Origin of the sequence: Pseudonocardia sp. Ae331_Ps2 (assembly GCF_001932405.1) — a bacterium.
In the GTDB taxonomy this organism is placed as follows: domain Bacteria; phylum Actinomycetota; class Actinomycetes; order Mycobacteriales; family Pseudonocardiaceae; genus Pseudonocardia.
In genome coordinates this window covers 2,202,124-2,220,429 of record NZ_MCIM01000001.1, presented here as the reverse complement: position 1 = coordinate 2,220,429, position 18,306 = coordinate 2,202,124, and the positions used below count along the sequence as shown (strand labels likewise).

Sequence of the window (18,306 nt, the reverse complement as noted above, 5' to 3'; positions counted from 1 at the left end):
CGGCCCCGGCGCCGGAAAGATCCGAGATCATTCTTCGTGAAATGCGGAACGGATCGCGGCGCAGACTCCCCCGAGATCGTCGCGGCGATTGCCGCGCGGAAGGCTCCTGACATGAACAACATCGATCGTTCCCTCGACATGGCCGCCAACATCAAGGGCGCGTTCGCGGTCGCGATCGTCGACTTCGAGAGCGGGATGACGCTGGGATCGCGCGGGGGAAGCCCCGAGTTCGACCTCGACGTCGCCGCGCCCGGGAACTCCGAGGTCGTCCGCACGAAGCTCGAGGTCATGCAGAAGCTGGGTCTGCGCGAGAACATCGAGGACATCCTGATCACCCTCGACACCCAGTACCACCTGATCCGGATCATCCGCGGCACCGACGAGCAGCTGTTCTTCTACCTCGTGCTCAACCGTGCCCAGGCCAATCTGGCGATGGCCCGCCGCGACCTGCGCGTCATCGAGCAGCAGTTCGCGATGACCTCGCCGCAGGCCGGGGCGCCGCAGCCGCAGGGCCAGGCGTTCTTCCCCGCCCAGCAGCGCTGAGGCCCCCGCGACCACGCCTCCCATGGGACGTCACCGGCACGCCGTCGCCGTGCGCACCGACGGGCTGGCCGCCGTGCTGGGTCCGCTGTTCTTCGACCCGCGGATCCGCTCGGCGGCCCTGCTCGACGTGGACAGCGGAATGGTGCTCGACGTCTGCGGGCCCGACACCGCCGTCGGGCGGACGGGCCGGGGTGTCCCCGCGGCTCACGACCACCGCGACGAGGTCCGCGGCGCGGCGCACGCCGAGCTCGTCAGGATCGCGCTGGCCCTCGCCCCCAACGCGGGCGGGCGGCTCGGGCTCGTCCTGGAGGCCGGCCCGGACCGGCACGTGCTGCGGACCGTCGCCGACCCGCACGGCGGGCGGCTGGCCCTGTCGGTGGTCGTGCGCGGCCCCGACCGGGCCGTGCGGCGGGTGCGCAAGCTGCTGGAGGAGGTCTCCGACGCGGCGCTGACCGCGGGCCCGTCGACGGCGGTCCGCCCCGGATCCGCGGGCTGGGCGGCCACGCCGACCACCTCCGCGCCCGCGCCGGACCACCCGGCACCGGTTCCGTCGCCCACTCCTGCGGTCCGGCCGGACGCCGCCCCGGCGTCGGGTCCGCCGGGGTTCGGCCCGCCGGGCCCGTCCGGGTTCGGTCCGCCGGGCCCGCCCGGGTTCAGCCCGCCGGGTCCGCCGCCCCGGTCGGGCCCGATGCCGCCGTCGGCGCTGCCTGCGGGGCCGCCGTCCCAATCGGGACCGCCGTCGCCGCGCCCGCCGTTCCCGCCGGCACCGACACCAGCAGCTGCCGGGGACCCTGCGGCCGCGTCTCCAGCAGAGCGGTGAGCATGCGGACGACCCGGATCGTGCGCCACGCCGTGACCGCGGCGAGCACGTCGGCCCAGGCGTGCAGGACGACCCCGTCGGCCAGCGCCTGCGTGCCGGTGCGGAACCGCCAGACCAGGACCACCGCGCCGAGCACGACGCACGCCGCCCACAGCGCCCACCAGACCAGCAGCTCCCGCGACGGCGACGGCCGCCGTTCCGGTGGCAGGTCCAGTGCGGCGTGCTCGGTCTCGGCCAGCAGCGAACCGGGCGCGACCAGGTTCCAGCCGGGCACCACCCAGCCCGCGACGACCCACCGGCGGCTCCGCCAGGCGCGCGTCCCCGCACGGTCCGCGGCCGCCCGGTAGGTCCACAGGCTCCACGAGATCATCAACACCCCGGCGGCGATCGTCGCCACCACCGAGGACCAGCCGCCGAACCACACCAGCGCGTCGGACACTCCGACGGCCTCCGGGGACAACGCGTCGGACCGGCTGAACAGCAGCAGCACGTACCGCCACACCTCGGCGACGGCGGCGATCCCCGACACGACGACCACCACCCACAGCACGGGTACCAGCTGCGCGGCCAGCGCGCGGGCCCGGTCGACCGGCCGGAGCGGGCCCTCACCGGGTACCGGCGCGATCCGCCAGGGCCCCACCGGGAGGCCCCAGCGCGGGACGGCGCGGTAGCGGGGCGGACCGGTGTAGCGGTCCCGACGGGCGGCGGGCTCGGCGGCCGGGCCACCGGGCGTCGTCGCGACCCAGTCGAGGGCGGCCAGGTAGCGACCGCACCACGGGCAGAACGCGCCCCCACCGGGGGGAGCCGTCCGGCCGCAGCGTGGGCACGGCGGGCCCGGCCGTCGGGGCGCCGGCGCGGACACGGGTCAGGCGATCCGGGGGGCGCTGCCGTCGTCGGTCACGATCGTGCGGCCCTGGGCGGCCCAGTCCTGCATGCCGCCCTCGACGTTCACCGCCGGGAAGCCCTGCTGGGTCAGGTAGGCGACGACCCGGGCCGACCGGCCGCCGGAGCGGCAGACGACGTAGAGCGGGTCGTCGGTGGGGACCTCGCCCATCCGGGCGGCCAGCTCGGACATCGGCAGGTGACGGGCGTGCGGGGCGTGCCCGGCGGTCCACTCGTCGAGCTCGCGGACGTCCAGCATCGGGGCGTCGGCGGGGAGAGCGGACACGCTCACGGCGGGAACCGGGTCGGACATGGCGCCATCCTGCCACGCCACCCCGTCAACCCGCCGTGAGCGGCGTGGCTCAGCGGCCGTCGTCGCGGTAGAGCGACCCGTGCGGGATCGTCACCTCGTTCGGGTCCAGCGGCGGCTGCGCGGCCCGGTACCCGCCGGTGGCCTGCGCGGGCCGGTACCCGCCGGTGCCCTGCGGTCCCGGCGGGCGGCCCGTCCCGTACCGGTCCGGACGTCCGTCGGCGCCGACCACGGGCTGGACACCGGTCAGACCGGTGTTGCCGAACAGCTCGCCGGCCTGGCGGCTGGTCTGCGGCCGTTGCCCCGGGTTCGGCCGGGGCTGCGGACGCGGCTGCGAGCGGTGCCGACCGGAGCCCTCGGTCTCGCGCCGCGGGATCCCGATGAGGTCCTCGGCGGGGACCGCGGTCGGCTTCGGCGCCTCCTTCGGCGCGGTGGTCGCGCGGACCGCACCGGCACCGGTGAGCGAGCGGACCTCCATCTCAGCGAAGCGGGCGGCGTTGAAGCGCTCGCGGCCGCCGAGGAAGGTGCCGATGATGCCCAGCGCGAACGACACCGGGATCGACACCAGGCCGGGGTTGGACAGCGGGAAGAACGCGAAGTCCACGTTCGGCACCATCGAGGTCGGGGACCCGGACACGGCCGGGGAGATCACGATGAGGCCGACGCAGACGATCACGCCGCCGTAGATGCTGCACAGCGCGCCGGTCGTGTTGAACCGCTTCCAGAACAGCGAGAACAGGATCGTCGGCAGGTTCGCCGACGCGGCGACGGCGAACGCCAGCGCCACCAGGAACGCGACGTTCTGCCCGTTGGCGACGATCCCGCCGCCGATCGCGACCAGGCCGATGACCAGCGCGGTCGTGCGGGCGACCTTCACCTCGGCGTCCGGCGTGGCGGTGCCACGGCGCAGCACGTTGGCGTAGACGTCGTGGGCGAACGAGGCCGATGCGGTGATCGTCAGACCGGCGACGACGGCGAGGATCGTCGCGAACGCCACCGCGGAGATCAGGCCGAGCATGATCTCGCCGCCGAGCGCGTAGGCCAGCAGCGGCGCGGCGTCGTTCTGGTTCGCGCGGGTGATCGTCCCCGGCGGCAGCAGCGCCGTCGCGCCGTAGCCGAGCACCAGCGTGAACAGGTAGAAGATGCCGATCAGCCAGATCGCCCAGACCACCGAGCGGCGGGCCTCCTTGGCCGAAGGCACGGTGTAGAAGCGCATCAGGATGTGCGGCAGGCCCGCCGTACCGAGCACCAGCGCGAGACCGAGCGAGATGAAGTCGATCTTGTTCGTGTACTGCAGGCCCGGGTTGAGGATGGCCTCGCCGCGCTCGGAGTTCCGGGTGGCCTGTTCCAGCACCGCGGACAGGTTGAACCCGTAGCGGCCGAGCACCCAGGTGGTCAGCACCGCGGCGCCGGTGAGCAGCAGGCCGGCCTTGATGATCTGCACCCAGGTGGTGCCCTTCATCCCGCCGAACAGCACGTAGACGACCATGAGGCCGCCGACGACGACGATCACCAGCGCCTGCGAGAGCTTGTCGGTCTTCGGGATCTGCAGCAGCAGCGAGATCAGCCCGCCGGCCCCGGCCATCTGCGCGATCAGGTAGAAGAGCGAGACGACCAGCGTCGAGGTCGCGGCGGCCGCGCGGACCGGGCGCTGACGCATCCGGAACGCCAGGACGTCGCCCATCGTGAAGCGGCCGGTGTTGCGCAGCAGCTCCGCGACGAGCAGGAGCGCCATCAGCCAGCCGACGAGGAAGCCGACGGAGTAGAGGAAGCCGTCGTAGCCGTAGAGGGCGATGGCCCCGGCGATGCCGAGGAATGAGGCCGCGGACAGGAAGTCACCGGCGATCGCGGTGCCGTTCTGCGGGCCGGTGAAGGCGTGCCCACCGGTGTAGTAGTCGGCGCGGGTGGCGTTGGTGCGGCTCACCCGCAGCACGATCATCAGCGTCACGATCACGAACAGCAGGAAGAACCCGAGGTTCGCGGTGACCGAGCCGACCGACTCGGCCTGGGCCAGTACGGACGTGGTCATGCGCGCACCTCCGCCTGCTCGACCCGAGCGCGCAGTTCGGCGCTCGGGCCGTCGATCTCACGCTCGGCGAACCGGACGTACAGGGTCGTGATCAGGAAGGTGGAGACGAACTGGCCGAGGCCGACGAGCAGCCCGACCGTGATCGTGCCGACGACCCGGATGGACATGAACTCGGGGGCGTAGCTGGCGAGACCGACGTAGGCGAGGTACCAGGCGAGGAAGATCGCGGTCATCGGGAACACGTAGCGCCGGAGGCGGCTGCGGTACGCCCGGAACTCGGGACTCGCCTGGACCTGCTGGTAGATCGTGCCGGCCGAGCGCTCTGCAGGGCTGCTCATGGCGCCGGTTCCTTTCGGGTCGTGCTGCGGGGAGCCGGGCCGCGTCGTGGCCGGGGGACCGCGGCGCGTCCCCGGGGGACACACTTCACCCGGAACAACGACCGGGTATCGCGTCGGGGAACGTCGTTGCGTGCCGATACCGACGAGAACCCCGGTCCGGACGAACCCACCCGTCCGAACGGTGACGCTGTGTAGACCCGTTCGGCGGAGACCCGTCAGGCCCTGTCGTCCAATCGGTCCCGCATGAGACCCAGCCGTTCGGGTGCGTGCAGGCGCAGGAGCACCTGGCCCGCGTCGACGGGGCGGCGCGCCCGGGTGAACCGGGACACCAGCGCCATCGTCGCGAACGCCAGCGGCACGCTGACGATCGCCGGCCGGTACAGCAGGACCCCGATCCAGTCGGCCTGCGGACCAAGCCCGGAGACGTCGACCCCGGCGAGCGCCGCGACGACCGCACCGGCCGACACCACCCCGCCGACGACCACCCCGGCGATCGCGCCGACATCGGTCAGCCCGCGCCACCAGATGCCCAGGACGAGCAGCGGACAGAACGTGGACGCGGCGACGGCGAACACCAGCGCGACGGCCTCGGCGAAGTTCAGGCCGGTCGGCACGAGTGCGACGATCGTCGGCGGCACCCCGGCGAGCACCGTCGCCAGCGGGAAGCGCCGGGTCATCCGGCCGTGCCGGGGCAGCACGTCGGTGGACACGACGCTGGCCAGGCTGACCAGCAGGCCCGACGCCGTCGACAGGAACGCGGCCCACGCCCCCGCCGCGACGAGGCCGCCCACCAGCGCGCCGAGCAGCCCGCTGCCCAGGATCGCGGTCGGGAGCAGCAGGACCGCCGCGTCGGTGCGGCCGGTGACCAGCAGCTGCGGGGTGTAGACCCGCGACAGCACGCCGAGCAGCGTCACCAGGACGTAGAAGCCGCCCAGCATCGCCAGGACGAGCACGGCGCTGCGACGCGCCGCCCGGCCGTCGGAGTTGGTGTAGAAGCGGCCGAGCACGTGCGGCAGGCCCATGGTCCCGAGGAACGTGGCGAGGATCAGCGAGTAGGTCGCGAGCAGCTGGTGCTGATCGGAGCCGGCGAACGGGCGCAGCCCGCTCTCGTCGTCGGTCGGGGCACCGCGTGTGACCGGCACCGGGGCGCCCGCGGCGAACCGCAGCTCGGTCCCGGCGGTGACCTCGTGGGTGGATCCGGCGACCCAGCGCAGCGGGCCGTCGACCGGCTGCCCGTCGACGGTGCCGCGGGCGACGACGTCGACGGCCAGCCGCGCCTCGAGCGTCACCGGGGTGGCGACCGAGACGGTCGTGGGCTCGCGGAACTCCGGCGGCTCGTCGCGGGCGAAGGTGTGGCCGTCGCCGAGCCAGACGGCCAGGCCGATCACGGCCGGCACGGCGAGCGCGGTCAGCTTGAACCAGTACTGGAACGCCTGCACGAACGTCACCGAGCGCATCCCGCCGAGCGCGACGGTGGCGACCACGATCACCCCGGCCGCGCCGGAGCCGATCCAGTCGGGCAGGCCGGTGACGATGCCGACGGTCAGCCCGGCGCCCTGCAGCTGCGGCAGCAGGTAGAGCCAGCAGATGACGATGACGACGGCCGCGCAGACCTTGCGCAGCATCGGCGAGGCGAGCCGGGCATCGGCGAAGTCGGGGACGGTGTAGGCGCCCGATCGGCGTAGCGGCGCGGCGACGAACAGGAGCAGGAACAGGTAACCGGCGGTGTAGCCGACGGCGTACCAGAGCGCGTCGACACCCTGGACGAGGATCAGCCCCGCGATGCCGAGGAACGAGGCCGCCGACAGGTACTCGCCGGAGATCGCGCCGGCGTTGAGCCGCGACGGCACCGACCGGGACGCGACGAGGAAGTCCGAGGTCAGCCTGGTCCGGTGGGCGATGGAGCCGATCACGGAGGACGCGACCGCCACCAGGACGATCGCGACCAGCGACAGGATCGCGGTCAGGCTCATCGATCGGCCACGTCGTCGGCGAAGTCCTGTTCCGCCGCCTCCGCGGAGCTCACGTACCACCAGCCCAGGCCCAGCAGGAACGGGTAGACGAGCACGCCGAGCAGCAGCCACGGCAGCCGGATGCCCAGCACCTCGATCTGGCCGAGGACCGGGACCGCGATGAACAGGGCGGGCAGTACACCCAGCCCGATCAGCGCGACGACGCTGACCCGCAGCGCGAGCAGCAGCTGGGTGCGGACCAGGGAGTTGCGCAGCAGGGTGCCGACGGCGCCCGGGTCCTGCACGTCGGACAGCCCGCGCGAGGACTGCGCGGGCGAGCGGCGCTCGGAGAGCACGATGCGGACGCGCCCGGCGCCGAGCTCGTCGTCGCCGGGCTCCTCGGCGGCCGCCGGCGGGTCGGTGGGCTCGGCGGAGAACGGGCGGGGGCGGGCGCCGGTGTAGGGCGCCGCGGCGACCGGGGCGAACGGCTGGGGACCGGGCTCGACCGACGGCTCGGGAGCCGGGGCGACGTCGACCTCGGGGGCGCGCCAGATGACCTCGGTGCGTTCGAGGGGGCCGCCGCGCAGCTCGTCGAGCTCCTCGTCGAGCTCGTCCTCGTCCGGGAGGTCGTCGTCGTCCAGCTCGTCGTCGGTGCGGTAGTCGGCGCGGTAGTCGGTGCCGTGGTCGCCGTGGTCGGTGCGGCCGGCCGCGGGGCCGAACCGGTCGGCGGGGTCCGGGCGGAACGGCGTCGGGGCGACGGGATCGCGTCGTCCCGCCGCGGACCAGCGGGTGGGGACCGGGCGGGTCTCGGTGGATCCCTCGGGACCCGGCCGGTCGGCCGGTGCGGCGACGGTCGTGTCCCCGGTCGCGTCCTCGGTCCCGTCTGCGCGCTCGTCCGCGCTGCCGGGGCGGGCCGGGAGCCCGGTGCCGTCCGTGCCGCGCGGGTCCGCCGTGTCCGTGTCCCGGGCCGTGTCGGCGACGGTCGCGCCGTCCGTTGCCCCGGTCGCGCCTGTCGCGCCGGTCGCGTCCGCCGTGTCGGCAGCACTCGCGGTGTCGGCAGCTCTCGCGGTGTCGGGGGTGCCCGCCAGGAGCGCGCTGCGGTCGGGGGACCAGGTGCTCGACCACGACGTCGCGCCCGGGACGCGCTGGGGAAGGCCGGAGCCGCCGCCGGTCGGGGGCCACTGCTTCCCGCTGTCGGTGACGTCCGGAGCCGGGGTCGGCGCACCGCTGTCGGCGACGTCCGGTGCCGGGGTCGCGGCGGGGGCCGGCGGCCAGCCGGGGCCGGGGCGCACACCCTCCGGGGCGTACGGGTCCGGCACGAGGTTGGCGCGCGGCCGAGCCGGGCGGGCGCGGGTGGGGTGGACCGGCGGGCCGTAGGTCTCGCGCGCGTCGAGGTCACGGTCCTCGGGGTCGCCGTCGTCCGGGGCGCCGTCGTCCGGGGCGTAGCCGCCGTCGCGCGGCGTCGCGTCATGCGGGGTCGCACCGCGCGGGCTCGGGGCTGGCGGAGTCGGGGCAGGCTGCGGCGCGGTGGGTACGGCAGGCGGCGTGGCGGTCCCGGCCCCGGTCGCGACGCCACGAGCGGCGGCGCCGCGGGGCGGGTCGTCGTGGTCGGGATAGGGCGCCGGCGCGTCGTCGGGGTCGGCCTGCCCACGGTCCCGGTGCGGCGTCGGGGACGGGTCGACGCGGGCGTGCCGGCCGGTCCCCCCGGCCCGGTCCGCGACACGACGGGCGATCTCGGCCTGGAGCCAGCCGGCGCCGCCGGCGTCGGCGGGTTCCTCCGCCGCGCGACGGGCACGGCGAGCGGCGCGGCCCCCGGTCGCGGCGGTCGCCTCCCGGTCGCGGGAGGTCCGGTCGCCGGATCCCGGGTTGCCGGGACCCGGGGTGACCGGGCCCCGGTGACTGGGGACGCGGTCGTCGGGAGCGGTGTCACGGGGCGCGCCGCCACTGGATGACGAGGCGCTGGACGTCGAGGCCGTGGGCGTCGAGGCGCCGGGCCTCGGAGCGCCGGGCCTCGGAGCGCCGGAGACCGGGCCGCCGGAGGTCGGACCGCCGGTGGGCCCGGGCGCGGCCGGAGCGGGACCGGCGGCACGCGGAACGGCCCCCTCGGATCCGGGGGTGGCGGTCGGTTCCGGGCGGGGGGTCGGCCGGGAGGCCGGACGCGGCCCGGGGCCACCATCGGGCCGGTACCCATCGGCCGGCCGCGGGTGCGGACCGGACGCGTACGAGCCGCGCGGCTGGGCCGGGATGGCGTTCCCGGCCGGCTCCGGTGCGAGGGCGACCCGGCGGTTGCGGTGTTCGAGCGCCGGGTTCCAGGCGTCGAGACCGGCGACGGCGCCGTCCGGGTACGGGCGCGACCGAGCGGGATCCGGCCGGGCCTCGGGCGCGGGGGCGGGGGCGCCCTGGTCCGCGCGGGGGCCGGCGACCGTCGCGTCGGGTCCGGTGCCGGGCCGGTCGGACCCGTCGCGATCGTCCGCGGCCCGGTCGGACTGCGGACGCACCGACGGCGAGACGCCGCCGGTGGACCTGTTCACCTCTGGCTCCACGCCTGCTTGGTCGCGCGGACGAGGCGGTCCTTCAGTTCACGGGTGTGCCGACGGCTGACCGGCAGCTCCGCGGTCTCCGGGCCGGAGCCGATGCGCACGACGTAGCCGGACCCGGCCAGCCGCAGCTCGGTGACCAGCGGCAGCGCCACCAGGAACGAGCGGTGGATGCGCACGAAGCCGGCGTCGCGCCAGCGGTCCTCGAGCACCGACAGCGGGATCCGGACGAGGTGGCTGCCCTCGGTGGTGTGCAGCCGGGCGTAGTCGCCCTGGGCCTCGACGTAGCGCACGGCGGACCGCGGTACCAGCTTCGTGGTGCCGGCCAGCTCGACGGGGATGACCTCGTCGTCGCCACCGCTCTCCTCGCGGACGGTCTCGACCGGTCCGCTGCGACGGGTCGACAGGATCCGGTCGAGTGCGGCGGAGAGGCGCTCGGTGCGCAGCGGCTTGAGCAGGTAGTCGATGGCACCCACGTCGTAGGCGTCGACCGCACGGTCGTCGTGCGCGGTGACGAAGACGATCGCCGGCTGCACGGCCATGTTCTGCAGCACCCGGGCCAGCTCCAGGCCGTCGAGGCCGGGCATGCGGATGTCGAGGAACACCGCGTCGATGTCGGTCTGCTCGGCGACGTCCGCGCCGCCCCCCGCACCGGGACCCGCGGCCGCCCCGGCCCGGCGGCCGTTCAGGATGCGCAGTGCCTCGGTGGACTCGCCGGCCTTGAGGACCGTCGCGACGCGCGGGTCCTCGTCGAGCAGGAAGGCCATCTCCTCGAGCGCGGGCTGCTCGTCGTCCACCGCGAGAACGACCAGTCCGCGAGTGGTGTCGTTGCTGTCCACGATCTCCTCATCCTGCTTCCTCAGCCTGCGCCGGGAAGCCCATCCGCTCGATGATCGCCCGGCGCCGCGACCATGGTGACGTGCCGACGCGCGTGATGCCAGGGCACGAACCGGATCGGTGACCGTCCGGACACGGGGTGCAGCTCGGCCGTGGTACACACGGTCACCGGTGTCACAGCCCGTAACGGGCCCACGCCGCCCGTGTCTCGAGGGCGGAGAGCAGCTCGTGCCCGGCCTCCGCGACACCGCCGGCGAGGCCTGCCCGGGCCGCGGATCCGCCCGCACCGAGGCGGGCGAGCAACGGCCTGCGCTGCTCCACCGGGCGCTGCTCGGCGTCGGGGAAGCGTTCGGTCAGGACCTCGTGGGCGCTGCCGATGCCGTCCACCAGGCCCAACGCGCGGGCCCGCTCGCCCAGCCACACCTCGCCGTCGAACAGCTCGGTGTCGGTCGCGAGCCGGTCGCCGCGCCGCTCGCGCACCCATCCGGTGAACCGCTCGTGCAGCTGTTCCTGCAGGCCGGTGAGCCAGGCGACGTCCTCGGGCCGCTCGGGCAGGAACGGGTCCAGCCGCGACTTCGACCCGCCCGCGGTGTGCAGCCGCCGGGTCACGCCCCACCGCTCGATCAGGCCGTCGAGCCCGAAACCGGCGCTGATCACGCCGATCGAGCCGACGACCGAGGTGGAGCAGGCGTAGATCTCGTCGGCAGCGCAGGCCAGCCAGTAGCCGCCGGACGCGGCGACGTCCTCGCAGAACGCCAGCACCGGCACGTCCTTCTCCGCCGCCAGTGCGCGGATGCGGTTCCCGATCAGCTCGGACTGGGTGGGCGAGCCGCCCGGGGAGTTGATCACCAGCGCGACGGCGGCGAGCCGCTCGGGCGCGAAGGCCCGCTCCAGCACCTTCTCCAGCGAGGAGATGCTGAGCACCTGGCGCGGCACCGGCGCGGCCTGGGCACTGATGACGCCCTGCAGCCGCACGACCGACACCACAGGGGGGCCGACCGACTCCCCCAGCCTGCCGGGCAGACGCGAGGTCACCGCCGCGGGAATGCGCAGGACGTCCATGCCGTCCCACCGTACGCGCGCGCACAGGGTGACGTGGTGTGACCGGATCGGCACATCTCGCTCTCGCCTGGTTCACCCGTACGGCCCAGCAGGGCGCCGGAGGGCGCCCACGGACGCCCCCGGGTCAGGCCCGGATGCCCGCCCGGAACTTCGGCACCCGCAGCGTGATCTTCATTCCGGCGCCGATGTTGGTGTCGACGACGAGGCCGAAGTTGTCGCCGAAGGCCAAGCGCATGCGGTCGTCGACGTTGCCGAGGCCGACGTGCGCGCCGGAGAGATGGGCGTCGTCGAGGTCCTCGTTGAGCCGGGCCGGGTCCATGCCGACGCCGTCGTCCTCGACGACGATCACGCACTCCGAGCCGGCGTTCTCCGCGCGGATGGTGACGGTGCCGCCGTTGGGCTTGCCGGACAGCCCGTGCCGGACAGCGTTCTCCACCAGGGGCTGCAGCGCGAGGAAGGGCAGGACGACGTTCTGCACCTCCTGGTCGATCTGGAGCTTGATGTTGAGCCGGTTGCCGAAGCGGGCCTTCTCCAGCCGCACGTAGCGCTCGATGTTGTTCAGCTCGTCGAGCAGCGTCGTGTACTCGCCTGCCGAGCGGAACGAGTAGCGGGTGAAGTCCGCGAACTCGATGAGCAGCTCGCGGGCCCGGGCCGGATCGGTGCGGATGAACGAGGCGATCGTGGTCAGTGCGTTGTAGACGAAGTGCGGCGAGATCTGGGCGCGCAGGGCGCGGACCTCGGCCCGGTTGAGCCGGGCGCGGGAGTCGTCGAGCTCGGCGAGCTCCAGCTGGCTGGAGACGTAGCGCGCGACCTCGCCGGTGGCCCGCAGAACCGGGGGGCCGGCCGTCGAGGGGGTGAGCGCGGCCAGCGTGCCGATGATGTTCCCGTCGCTCTCCAGCGGGACGACGACGATCCCGCGCACCTCGCAGCCCGGCTGGTTGCACTTGATGGCGGTGTGGCTCATCAGCTCCATGCGGCCGGTCCGGACGACCGTGTCCGCGAGCGTCTGCACGTCCTGCTGGTGCTGGTCGGCGCTGCCGTCCCAGCCCAGGACCGTGCCGCGCGAGTCGGTCATGGCCATCGCCGTGGTCTCCAGCAGCTGGCGCAGGTAGGGCAGGGCCTGCGACGCCGAGCGCGACGACAGCCCCTCCCGCAGCACCGGCGCGGCCAGCGCGACCGTGTGCAGCGCGGAGAACGTGGCCTTGGCCAGCGGCGACACCATCGTGTTGCGCCGGTTGCGCTGCCACAGAAAGAAGAACACCGCGACGACGGCGACGACGACCGCCACCACGAGCAGCAGCGCCATGGAGGGGGTGAGCGTGGTGGATCCGTCCACGACTGCGAGTACCCCCGTTCCCGCGCCCGCCACTAGCGCACCAACCGGGACAGGCGGCGGTCGGCGAGCGGTTTCCCCCCGGTCTGGCAGGTCGGACAGTACTGGAATGATCTCTCCGCGAACGACACCTCGCGCACGGTGTCGCCGCAGACCGGGCAGGGCAGCCCGGTGCGGGCGTGCACGCGCAGCCCGGAGCGCTTCTCCCCCTTGAGCTCGGCGGCGCCCTGGCCGACCGAGCGGGACACCGCGTCGGACAGCACGGCGTGCAGCGACTCGAACAGGGAGTCCCGAGCGGCGGCGTCGAGCCGGGACGCGGTGGCGTAGGGCGACAGGCGCGCGCTGCGCAGGATCTCGTCGGAGTAGGCGTTGCCGATGCCGGCGAGCGTCGACTGGTCGGTCAGCAGGGTCTTGAGCCTGCGGTTGTCGCCGTCGAGCAGCTCGTCGAGGCCCGGCCGGCTCAGCTCCAGTGCGTCCGGGCCCAGCTTCGCGATGCCAGGGACCTGCGCCGGGTCGCCCACCAGGTACACGGCGAGCCGCTTCTGGGTGCCCTGCTCGGTGAGGTCGAAGCCCGGCCCGCCGACCTGGTCGAGGTGCACCCGCAGCTGCAACGGGCCGCGACCCGGCCTGGGCGGAGTGACGCCCGCGGTGGTGTGCCAGCGCAGCCAGCCGGCCCGGGACAGGTGCGTGACCAGGTGCAACGGGCCGGCGTCGGGCCGGTCGGCGAAGTCGAGCGACAGGAACTTCCCGAACCGCGACGCCCCGGTCACCACCCGGCCCACCAGCGCCGACACCGGCGGGTCGAACGTCTTCAGCGCGCTCATCGAGGCCAGGTCCACCCTGGCCACCGGGCGGTACACGGCGTGCTCACGCAGGTGGTGGGCCAGGGCCTCCACCTCGGGCAGTTCGGGCACCGCGACTCCTAGTTGATCGGCTGCAGCGGGCTGTCCGCGTGGCCGGGCGTCGAGCGGTTCTTCAGGCTGCGCACGACCACCTTGGTCTCCTCGCGCGCGGTGGCGAGCCCGCGCACCATGCCCGTCCACTTCTCCGGGGGCAGGTCGTAGCCGCCCTGGGTCTTCGCGGTGATCGTGAACGGCCTGCGCAGCAGCCAGCGGAACGGGAAGAAGCCCAGTCCGACGATGACGACGAGCCAGTAGAACCAGGGGAAGACCACCCCGTCGGGCACCCAGACGATGAGGACCAGCCAGAAGAACGCCAGCGTGCCGAGGATCAGCACGACCGCGCCGTTGCCCGCGTCGACGTCGTGCTCGAACTCGTCACCGACCGCCGGCGTGGTCCACTCGATCCGCCGGCTCACCTGCCATTCACGGTAGTCCGCCGCGATGACCGTCTTCGTCGTCAAGGTGTCCGCTCCCCTGCCCCCGTACCACCGACGATGTTCCCACAGGGCACCGACAGATCCGAGCCCTCACGCGCCCGCCACTCCGAGATGGTGGGAGTCAGCAGGCGGGCCGGACGGGCTCGCGTTCGGGGGCGCCGGGGGCGAGCAGGCCCGAGCGCAGGAGCTGGACGGTGACGCCACCGTCGTTGCGGACCACCGACGGCTCGCCGTCCCCCAGGAAGAACGCCTCGCCGGTCCCGAAGGTCTGGGGCTCGCACCGGCCCGCCCGCACGACCGTGACCGTCCCGCCGCGGACCGCCGTCAGCATCGTCCCGGGGTGGCGGATCCAGCCGGTGGACTCGCCGGGGAGCAGGCTCTCCTCGCGGACGAGCATGTCCGCGGGGCCCGGGGTCGAGATCTCCACGGGCCGTTCGATCCGCCCCTGGGGATCGGTCGCACCGGTGATCGGACGCGCCGGCCACTCGCCGTTCCCCGGTACGGCCACCGCGGTGGTCGGTGGCGGTCCCGGGTCGACGGGGACGATCTCCACCCTCGTCCCGTCGTCGGAGTGGGCGGCGTCGGACCCGTGGCCGAGCTGCCCCGGCTGGGCGCACCCCGCGAGCAGGGCGGCGGCCGCGACCAGCAGGGCCGGTCCGGCGAGGTGACGGGCGAGCGGCACGGGCGGTGTCCCTCCGGGCGCGATGCGTGAGTGCACCGCACGGTAGTGGCACGTCACCACGTCAGCGGCAGCCGGGTCGTCCCGTCGATGACGTTCGAGGTGGGACAGCGCACCTCTACAGAGGAGTGCGCCACCCCTTCGCGTGAACCGCTCGGATCCGCTGTGGAGTGATCGCGATCCGCTCCGTGGTCAGGTGGCGGACCAGGTGGCGCAGCTCACGGCCAATTACTTTGCATTGCGCAACGCATCGGCGCATGCTTGCGCGAGTCAACTAGTTGCGTGGTACACGCACTACCGAGAGGGGGTCCGCGATGAGCACCGCACAGGCTGCCGCCGCCGAACCCGCCGATGCCGACCTGGAACTCGCCGACTCGATCGTCCGGGAGCTGTTCCTGCTGGTCCGCCAGGTGAAGCGGTCCGCCGAGCGGCACCGGCCGGAGATGATCGTCGACATGGCCGGCTACCACGTGCTGACCCACCTGCACTTCGTCGGCCCGCAACGAGCCGGCGAGGTCGCCGCCACCTTCCACTCCGATCCCTCCACGATCAGCCGCCAGGTGTCGTCGTTGGTCAAGTCCGGGCTCGTCGAGCGCCGTGCCGACCCCGGCGACGGTCGCGCCTCGCTGCTCGCCGCGACCCCGGAGGGCATCCGGGTGATCGAGACCGAGCGACGTCGTCGCGCCGAGGTCATCGCCACCGTCCTGGCCGCGTGGAGCCCCGACGACCGCCAGGCCCTCACCGTCCTGCTCGGCCGTTTCCTCGACGACTACCAGACCTTCGAAGCACAGGAGTCCTGAGAATGTCCACCGCTGCCGCCAGTGCGCAGCGCCCCGCCACCACCACCGGCGACGGCGAGCTGACGCACCGGCAGATCCTGACCGTCCTGGGTGGACTGATGCTGGGCATGTTCCTGGCCGCCCTGGACCAGACGGTCGTCTCGACCGCGATCCGCACCATCGCCGACGACCTGTCGGGTCTCAACCTGCAGGCGTGGGCGACGACGGCCTTCCTCATCACCAGCACGATCACCACCCCGCTCTACGGCAAGCTCTCCGACATCTTCGGCCGCAAGCCGCTGTTCATGACCGCGATCTCGATCTTCCTGATCGGCTCGATCGCCTGCACCTTCGCCTGGTCGATGTACTCCCTGGCCGCGTTCCGCGCGCTGCAGGGTCTCGGCGCGGGCGGTCTGATGTCGCTGGCGCTGACCATCCTGGGCGACATCGTCCCGCCGCGTGAGCGGGCCCGCTACCAGGGCTTCTTCCTCGCCGTGTTCGGCACCTCGAGCGTGATCGGCCCGGTCATCGGCGGCCTGCTGTCCGGTGTGGACTCGATCGCGGGGCTCGACGGGTGGCGCTGGATCTTCCTGGTCAACGTGCCCATCGGACTCGTCGCGCTGGTCGTCGTGCAGCGGGTGCTGAACATCCCGCACGTCCCGCGGCCGGCCCGGATCGACTGGCCCGGCGCCCTGGCGCTGACCCTGTGCCTGGTGCCGGTGCTGATCGTCGCCGAGCAGGGGCGCGAGTGGGGCTGGGACTCCACCTCGTCGATCGTCTGCTACGTCATCGGTGTCGTCGGCCTGCTGCTGTTCCTGCTGGCCGAACGGGCCTACGGCGACGCCGCGCTGATCCCGCTGCGCCTGTTCCGCACCGGCATCTTCTCGCTGTCCGCGGTGCTGAACCTGCTCATCGGCATGGCGATGTTCGGCGGCATCGCACTGCTGCCGCAGTTCCTGCAGATCGTGCACGGCGCGACGCCGATCGAGGCCGGGTTCATGATGCTGCCGCTGGTCGGCGGGATCATGGTCGCGTCGATCCTCTCCGGTCAGCTCACCTCGCGCACCGGCCGCTACAAGATCTTCCCGGTGATCGGCACCGCGTTCATCACGATCGCGATGGTGCTGCTGTGGCAGACCGTCACGCCGTCGATCCCGATCTGGCAGCTCGACCTGACCATGGCACTGCTGGGCCTCGGCCTCGGTCTGTGCATGCAGACCCTGGTGCTGGCCGTGCAGAACGCGATGCCCGCCCGCGACATGGGCGTCACGACCTCGTCGGTGACGTTCTTCCGGCAGATGGGCGGCACGCTCGGCACCGCGATCTTCCTGTCGGTGGTGTTCTCCACCGCCGGCGACAAGATCGCCGACGCCCTCCGGTCCGCGCTCGGCACGAGCTCGTTCCGGGCCGCGCTGACCGACCCCGCCGTCGCGGCCGACCCGGCCAACGCGCAGGTCGTCGGGGCGCTCCAGTCCGGCCAGGCCGGCGGCCTGTCCAGCTCGGTGCTCGCCGACTCCTCGTTCCTGCAGCGGATCGACCCGCGGCTGGCGGCGCCGTTCCAGGAGGGCTTCACCAGCGCGATGACGCTGGCGTTCCTCATCGCGGCCTGCGTGATCGCGGTGGCCTTCGTGCTGGTGCTGTTCATCAGGGAGCTGCCGCTGCGCACCATGTCCGGTGCCCAGGCCGCCCTGGCCGAGGCCGCCGGTGAGGGTGGTGCCGCCGCGTCGGTCCCGACCGAGGCACTCGCGACGGTCGCGCCGGCACCCGCTCCCGCCACCCGGGGCGACGGCGGCGGGCGCGGAGCGGACGTCGCGCCGCCCACCACGCCGATGCCCGTCGTCGCCCGGCAGGAGCCGCCGCACCCGGCACCCCAGGCCCGGCCGAGGCCGCACAACGGCACCGTCGGTGACGCCGCCGCGGCCGCGGGCCTGGACCACCTGCACTCCACCGGTGGCGACGGCCCGGCCGTCACCGGACGGGTCCAGGGCAGCACCGGCGCGCCGGTCCCCGGGGCGGTCTCACCGTCACCCGGCTGTCCGGCGACCAGGTCGGTCGCACCACCACCGACGGCGATGGCCACTACCGCGTCGTCGTCGACGAGCCCGGGCGCTTCCTGGTCGTGGCGGCCTCCGCGGCGCTGCCGCCGCACGCCGCCACGGTCTCGGTCGGCACCGAACCGGTCCGCCACGACGTGCGGCTGTCGGTCAGCAGCGGCATCCGCGGCACCGTGCTCGACGCCGCGGGCACCCCGCTGCCCGGGGTCACCGTCTCGCTGATCGACCACGGCGGCGACGTCGCCGCGGCCGGCCGGTCCGGTGAGGGCGGACGCTGGGCTCTCGACGGCGTCCCGGCCGGGCGCTACACGCTCACCGCGGCCGGCGAGGGCGTCGACCCGGTGGCGGTCGGCGTCGAGGTGCCGAGCTCCGGCACGGCGGTCCAGGACCTGCGGCTGCCGCAGCGCTCCCGGCTCACCGGCCGGGTCACCGCGGCGCCCGACGGGCACCCGGTGGCGCACGCGCTGGCCACGCTGATCGACGCCGAGGGCGCCGTCGTGGGGTCGCGGCTGTCCGGCCCGGACGGGACCTTCGCCTTCGAGGGCCTGCCCGCGGGCAGCTACACCCTCGCGACCAGCGGCTACGCCCCGGTCGCGACGGTGGTCGCGCTGGAGCCGGACCGGGTGACCCACTCCGACGTCCGGTTCCCGCTGCCGCTGGACACCGGGCGTGGTGACGAGGACGCCCTGGCGAACGGACGGCACGGCAGGCAGATCGGGATGGCCGGGCGCTCCGAGCCGCGTCACTGACCCGACCGCCGGCGTTCCACGTGGAACGACGTCCCGGTCCTCCCTGTGGAGGGCCGGGACGTC

15 protein-coding genes and 1 pseudogene are annotated in these 18,306 nt (G+C 74.0%); 4 read left to right on the top strand and 12 right to left on the bottom strand.

The window, feature by feature from the left end:
• The first annotated feature begins 111 nt into the window (after positions 1-111).
• Positions 112-543: a hypothetical protein gene (locus Ae331Ps2_RS10605; protein WP_020625014.1), complete on the top strand. Its 432-nt coding sequence runs from the start codon at positions 112-114 to the stop codon at positions 541-543.
• Positions 544-1,196: 653 nt separating this feature from the next.
• Here the strand turns inward: Ae331Ps2_RS10605 and Ae331Ps2_RS10595 are convergent.
• From Ae331Ps2_RS10595 to Ae331Ps2_RS10540, 12 genes and pseudogenes are all read right to left on the bottom strand, one after another.
• On the bottom strand, positions 1,197-2,225 hold the full coding sequence (locus Ae331Ps2_RS10595; protein WP_075309195.1) for a DUF4328 domain-containing protein: 1,029 nt from the start codon (positions 2,223-2,225) through the stop codon (positions 1,197-1,199).
• A gap of 3 nt (positions 2,226-2,228) precedes the next feature.
• Positions 2,229-2,558, bottom strand: coding sequence for a rhodanese-like domain-containing protein (locus tag Ae331Ps2_RS10590; RefSeq protein ID WP_020627288.1), 330 nt, complete (start codon positions 2,556-2,558; stop codon positions 2,229-2,231).
• A gap of 433 nt (positions 2,559-2,991) precedes the next feature.
• Positions 2,992-4,584: pseudogene (locus Ae331Ps2_RS10585) on the bottom strand (cation acetate symporter); the annotation flags it as partial.
• A complete protein-coding gene (locus Ae331Ps2_RS10580; protein ID WP_020627290.1) occupies positions 4,581-4,922 on the bottom strand; it encodes a DUF485 domain-containing protein in 342 nt (113 codons plus the stop codon). The pseudogene Ae331Ps2_RS10585 and the gene Ae331Ps2_RS10580, both read right to left, overlap by 4 nt.
• A gap of 215 nt (positions 4,923-5,137) precedes the next feature.
• On the bottom strand, positions 5,138-6,895 hold the full coding sequence (locus tag Ae331Ps2_RS10575) for a cation acetate symporter (RefSeq protein ID WP_075309197.1): 1,758 nt from the start codon (positions 6,893-6,895) through the stop codon (positions 5,138-5,140).
• Positions 6,892-9,405 (bottom strand): hypothetical protein, encoded by a 2,514-nt coding sequence (locus Ae331Ps2_RS32510; protein WP_075309199.1) that lies wholly within the window; start codon positions 9,403-9,405, stop codon positions 6,892-6,894. Before Ae331Ps2_RS32510 ends, Ae331Ps2_RS10575 begins: the two co-directional genes overlap by 4 nt.
• Complete coding sequence (locus Ae331Ps2_RS10565) at positions 9,402-10,250, bottom strand: LytTR family DNA-binding domain-containing protein (protein ID WP_020627059.1); 849 nt, start codon at positions 10,248-10,250, stop codon at positions 9,402-9,404. Before Ae331Ps2_RS10565 ends, Ae331Ps2_RS32510 begins: the two co-directional genes overlap by 4 nt.
• A gap of 172 nt (positions 10,251-10,422) precedes the next feature.
• Complete coding sequence (locus Ae331Ps2_RS10560; RefSeq protein WP_075309201.1) at positions 10,423-11,310, bottom strand: S49 family peptidase; 888 nt, start codon at positions 11,308-11,310, stop codon at positions 10,423-10,425.
• Between the two features lie 124 nt (positions 11,311-11,434).
• Positions 11,435-12,646, bottom strand: a complete 1,212-nt coding sequence (locus tag Ae331Ps2_RS10555) for a sensor histidine kinase (RefSeq protein WP_233147693.1) — start codon at positions 12,644-12,646, stop codon at positions 11,435-11,437.
• A 32-nt stretch (positions 12,647-12,678) separates the two neighbouring features.
• Complete coding sequence (locus Ae331Ps2_RS10550) at positions 12,679-13,557, bottom strand: DNA-formamidopyrimidine glycosylase family protein (RefSeq protein ID WP_075309205.1); 879 nt, start codon at positions 13,555-13,557, stop codon at positions 12,679-12,681.
• Positions 13,558-13,565: 8 nt separating this feature from the next.
• Positions 13,566-14,006: a hypothetical protein gene (locus tag Ae331Ps2_RS10545; protein ID WP_020627063.1), complete on the bottom strand. Its 441-nt coding sequence runs from the start codon at positions 14,004-14,006 to the stop codon at positions 13,566-13,568.
• Between the two features lie 97 nt (positions 14,007-14,103).
• On the bottom strand, positions 14,104-14,664 hold the full coding sequence (locus Ae331Ps2_RS10540; protein WP_075309207.1) for a cupin domain-containing protein: 561 nt from the start codon (positions 14,662-14,664) through the stop codon (positions 14,104-14,106).
• 311 nt (positions 14,665-14,975) lie between these two features.
• Here Ae331Ps2_RS10540 and Ae331Ps2_RS10535 point away from each other — a divergent pair, with 311 nt between their 5' ends.
• From Ae331Ps2_RS10535 to Ae331Ps2_RS31920, 3 genes are read left to right on the top strand one after another with little or no spacing between them, the layout of a single operon-like run.
• On the top strand, positions 14,976-15,461 hold the full coding sequence (locus Ae331Ps2_RS10535) for a MarR family winged helix-turn-helix transcriptional regulator (RefSeq protein ID WP_020627065.1): 486 nt from the start codon (positions 14,976-14,978) through the stop codon (positions 15,459-15,461).
• Positions 15,462-15,463: 2 nt separating this feature from the next.
• On the top strand, positions 15,464-17,716 hold the full coding sequence (locus Ae331Ps2_RS10530) for an MDR family MFS transporter (RefSeq protein WP_075309209.1): 2,253 nt from the start codon (positions 15,464-15,466) through the stop codon (positions 17,714-17,716).
• A complete protein-coding gene (locus Ae331Ps2_RS31920) occupies positions 17,632-18,243 on the top strand; it encodes a collagen binding domain-containing protein (protein ID WP_170918302.1) in 612 nt (203 codons plus the stop codon). Before Ae331Ps2_RS10530 ends, Ae331Ps2_RS31920 begins: the two co-directional genes overlap by 85 nt.
• The last annotated feature ends 63 nt before the right edge of the window (positions 18,244-18,306 follow it).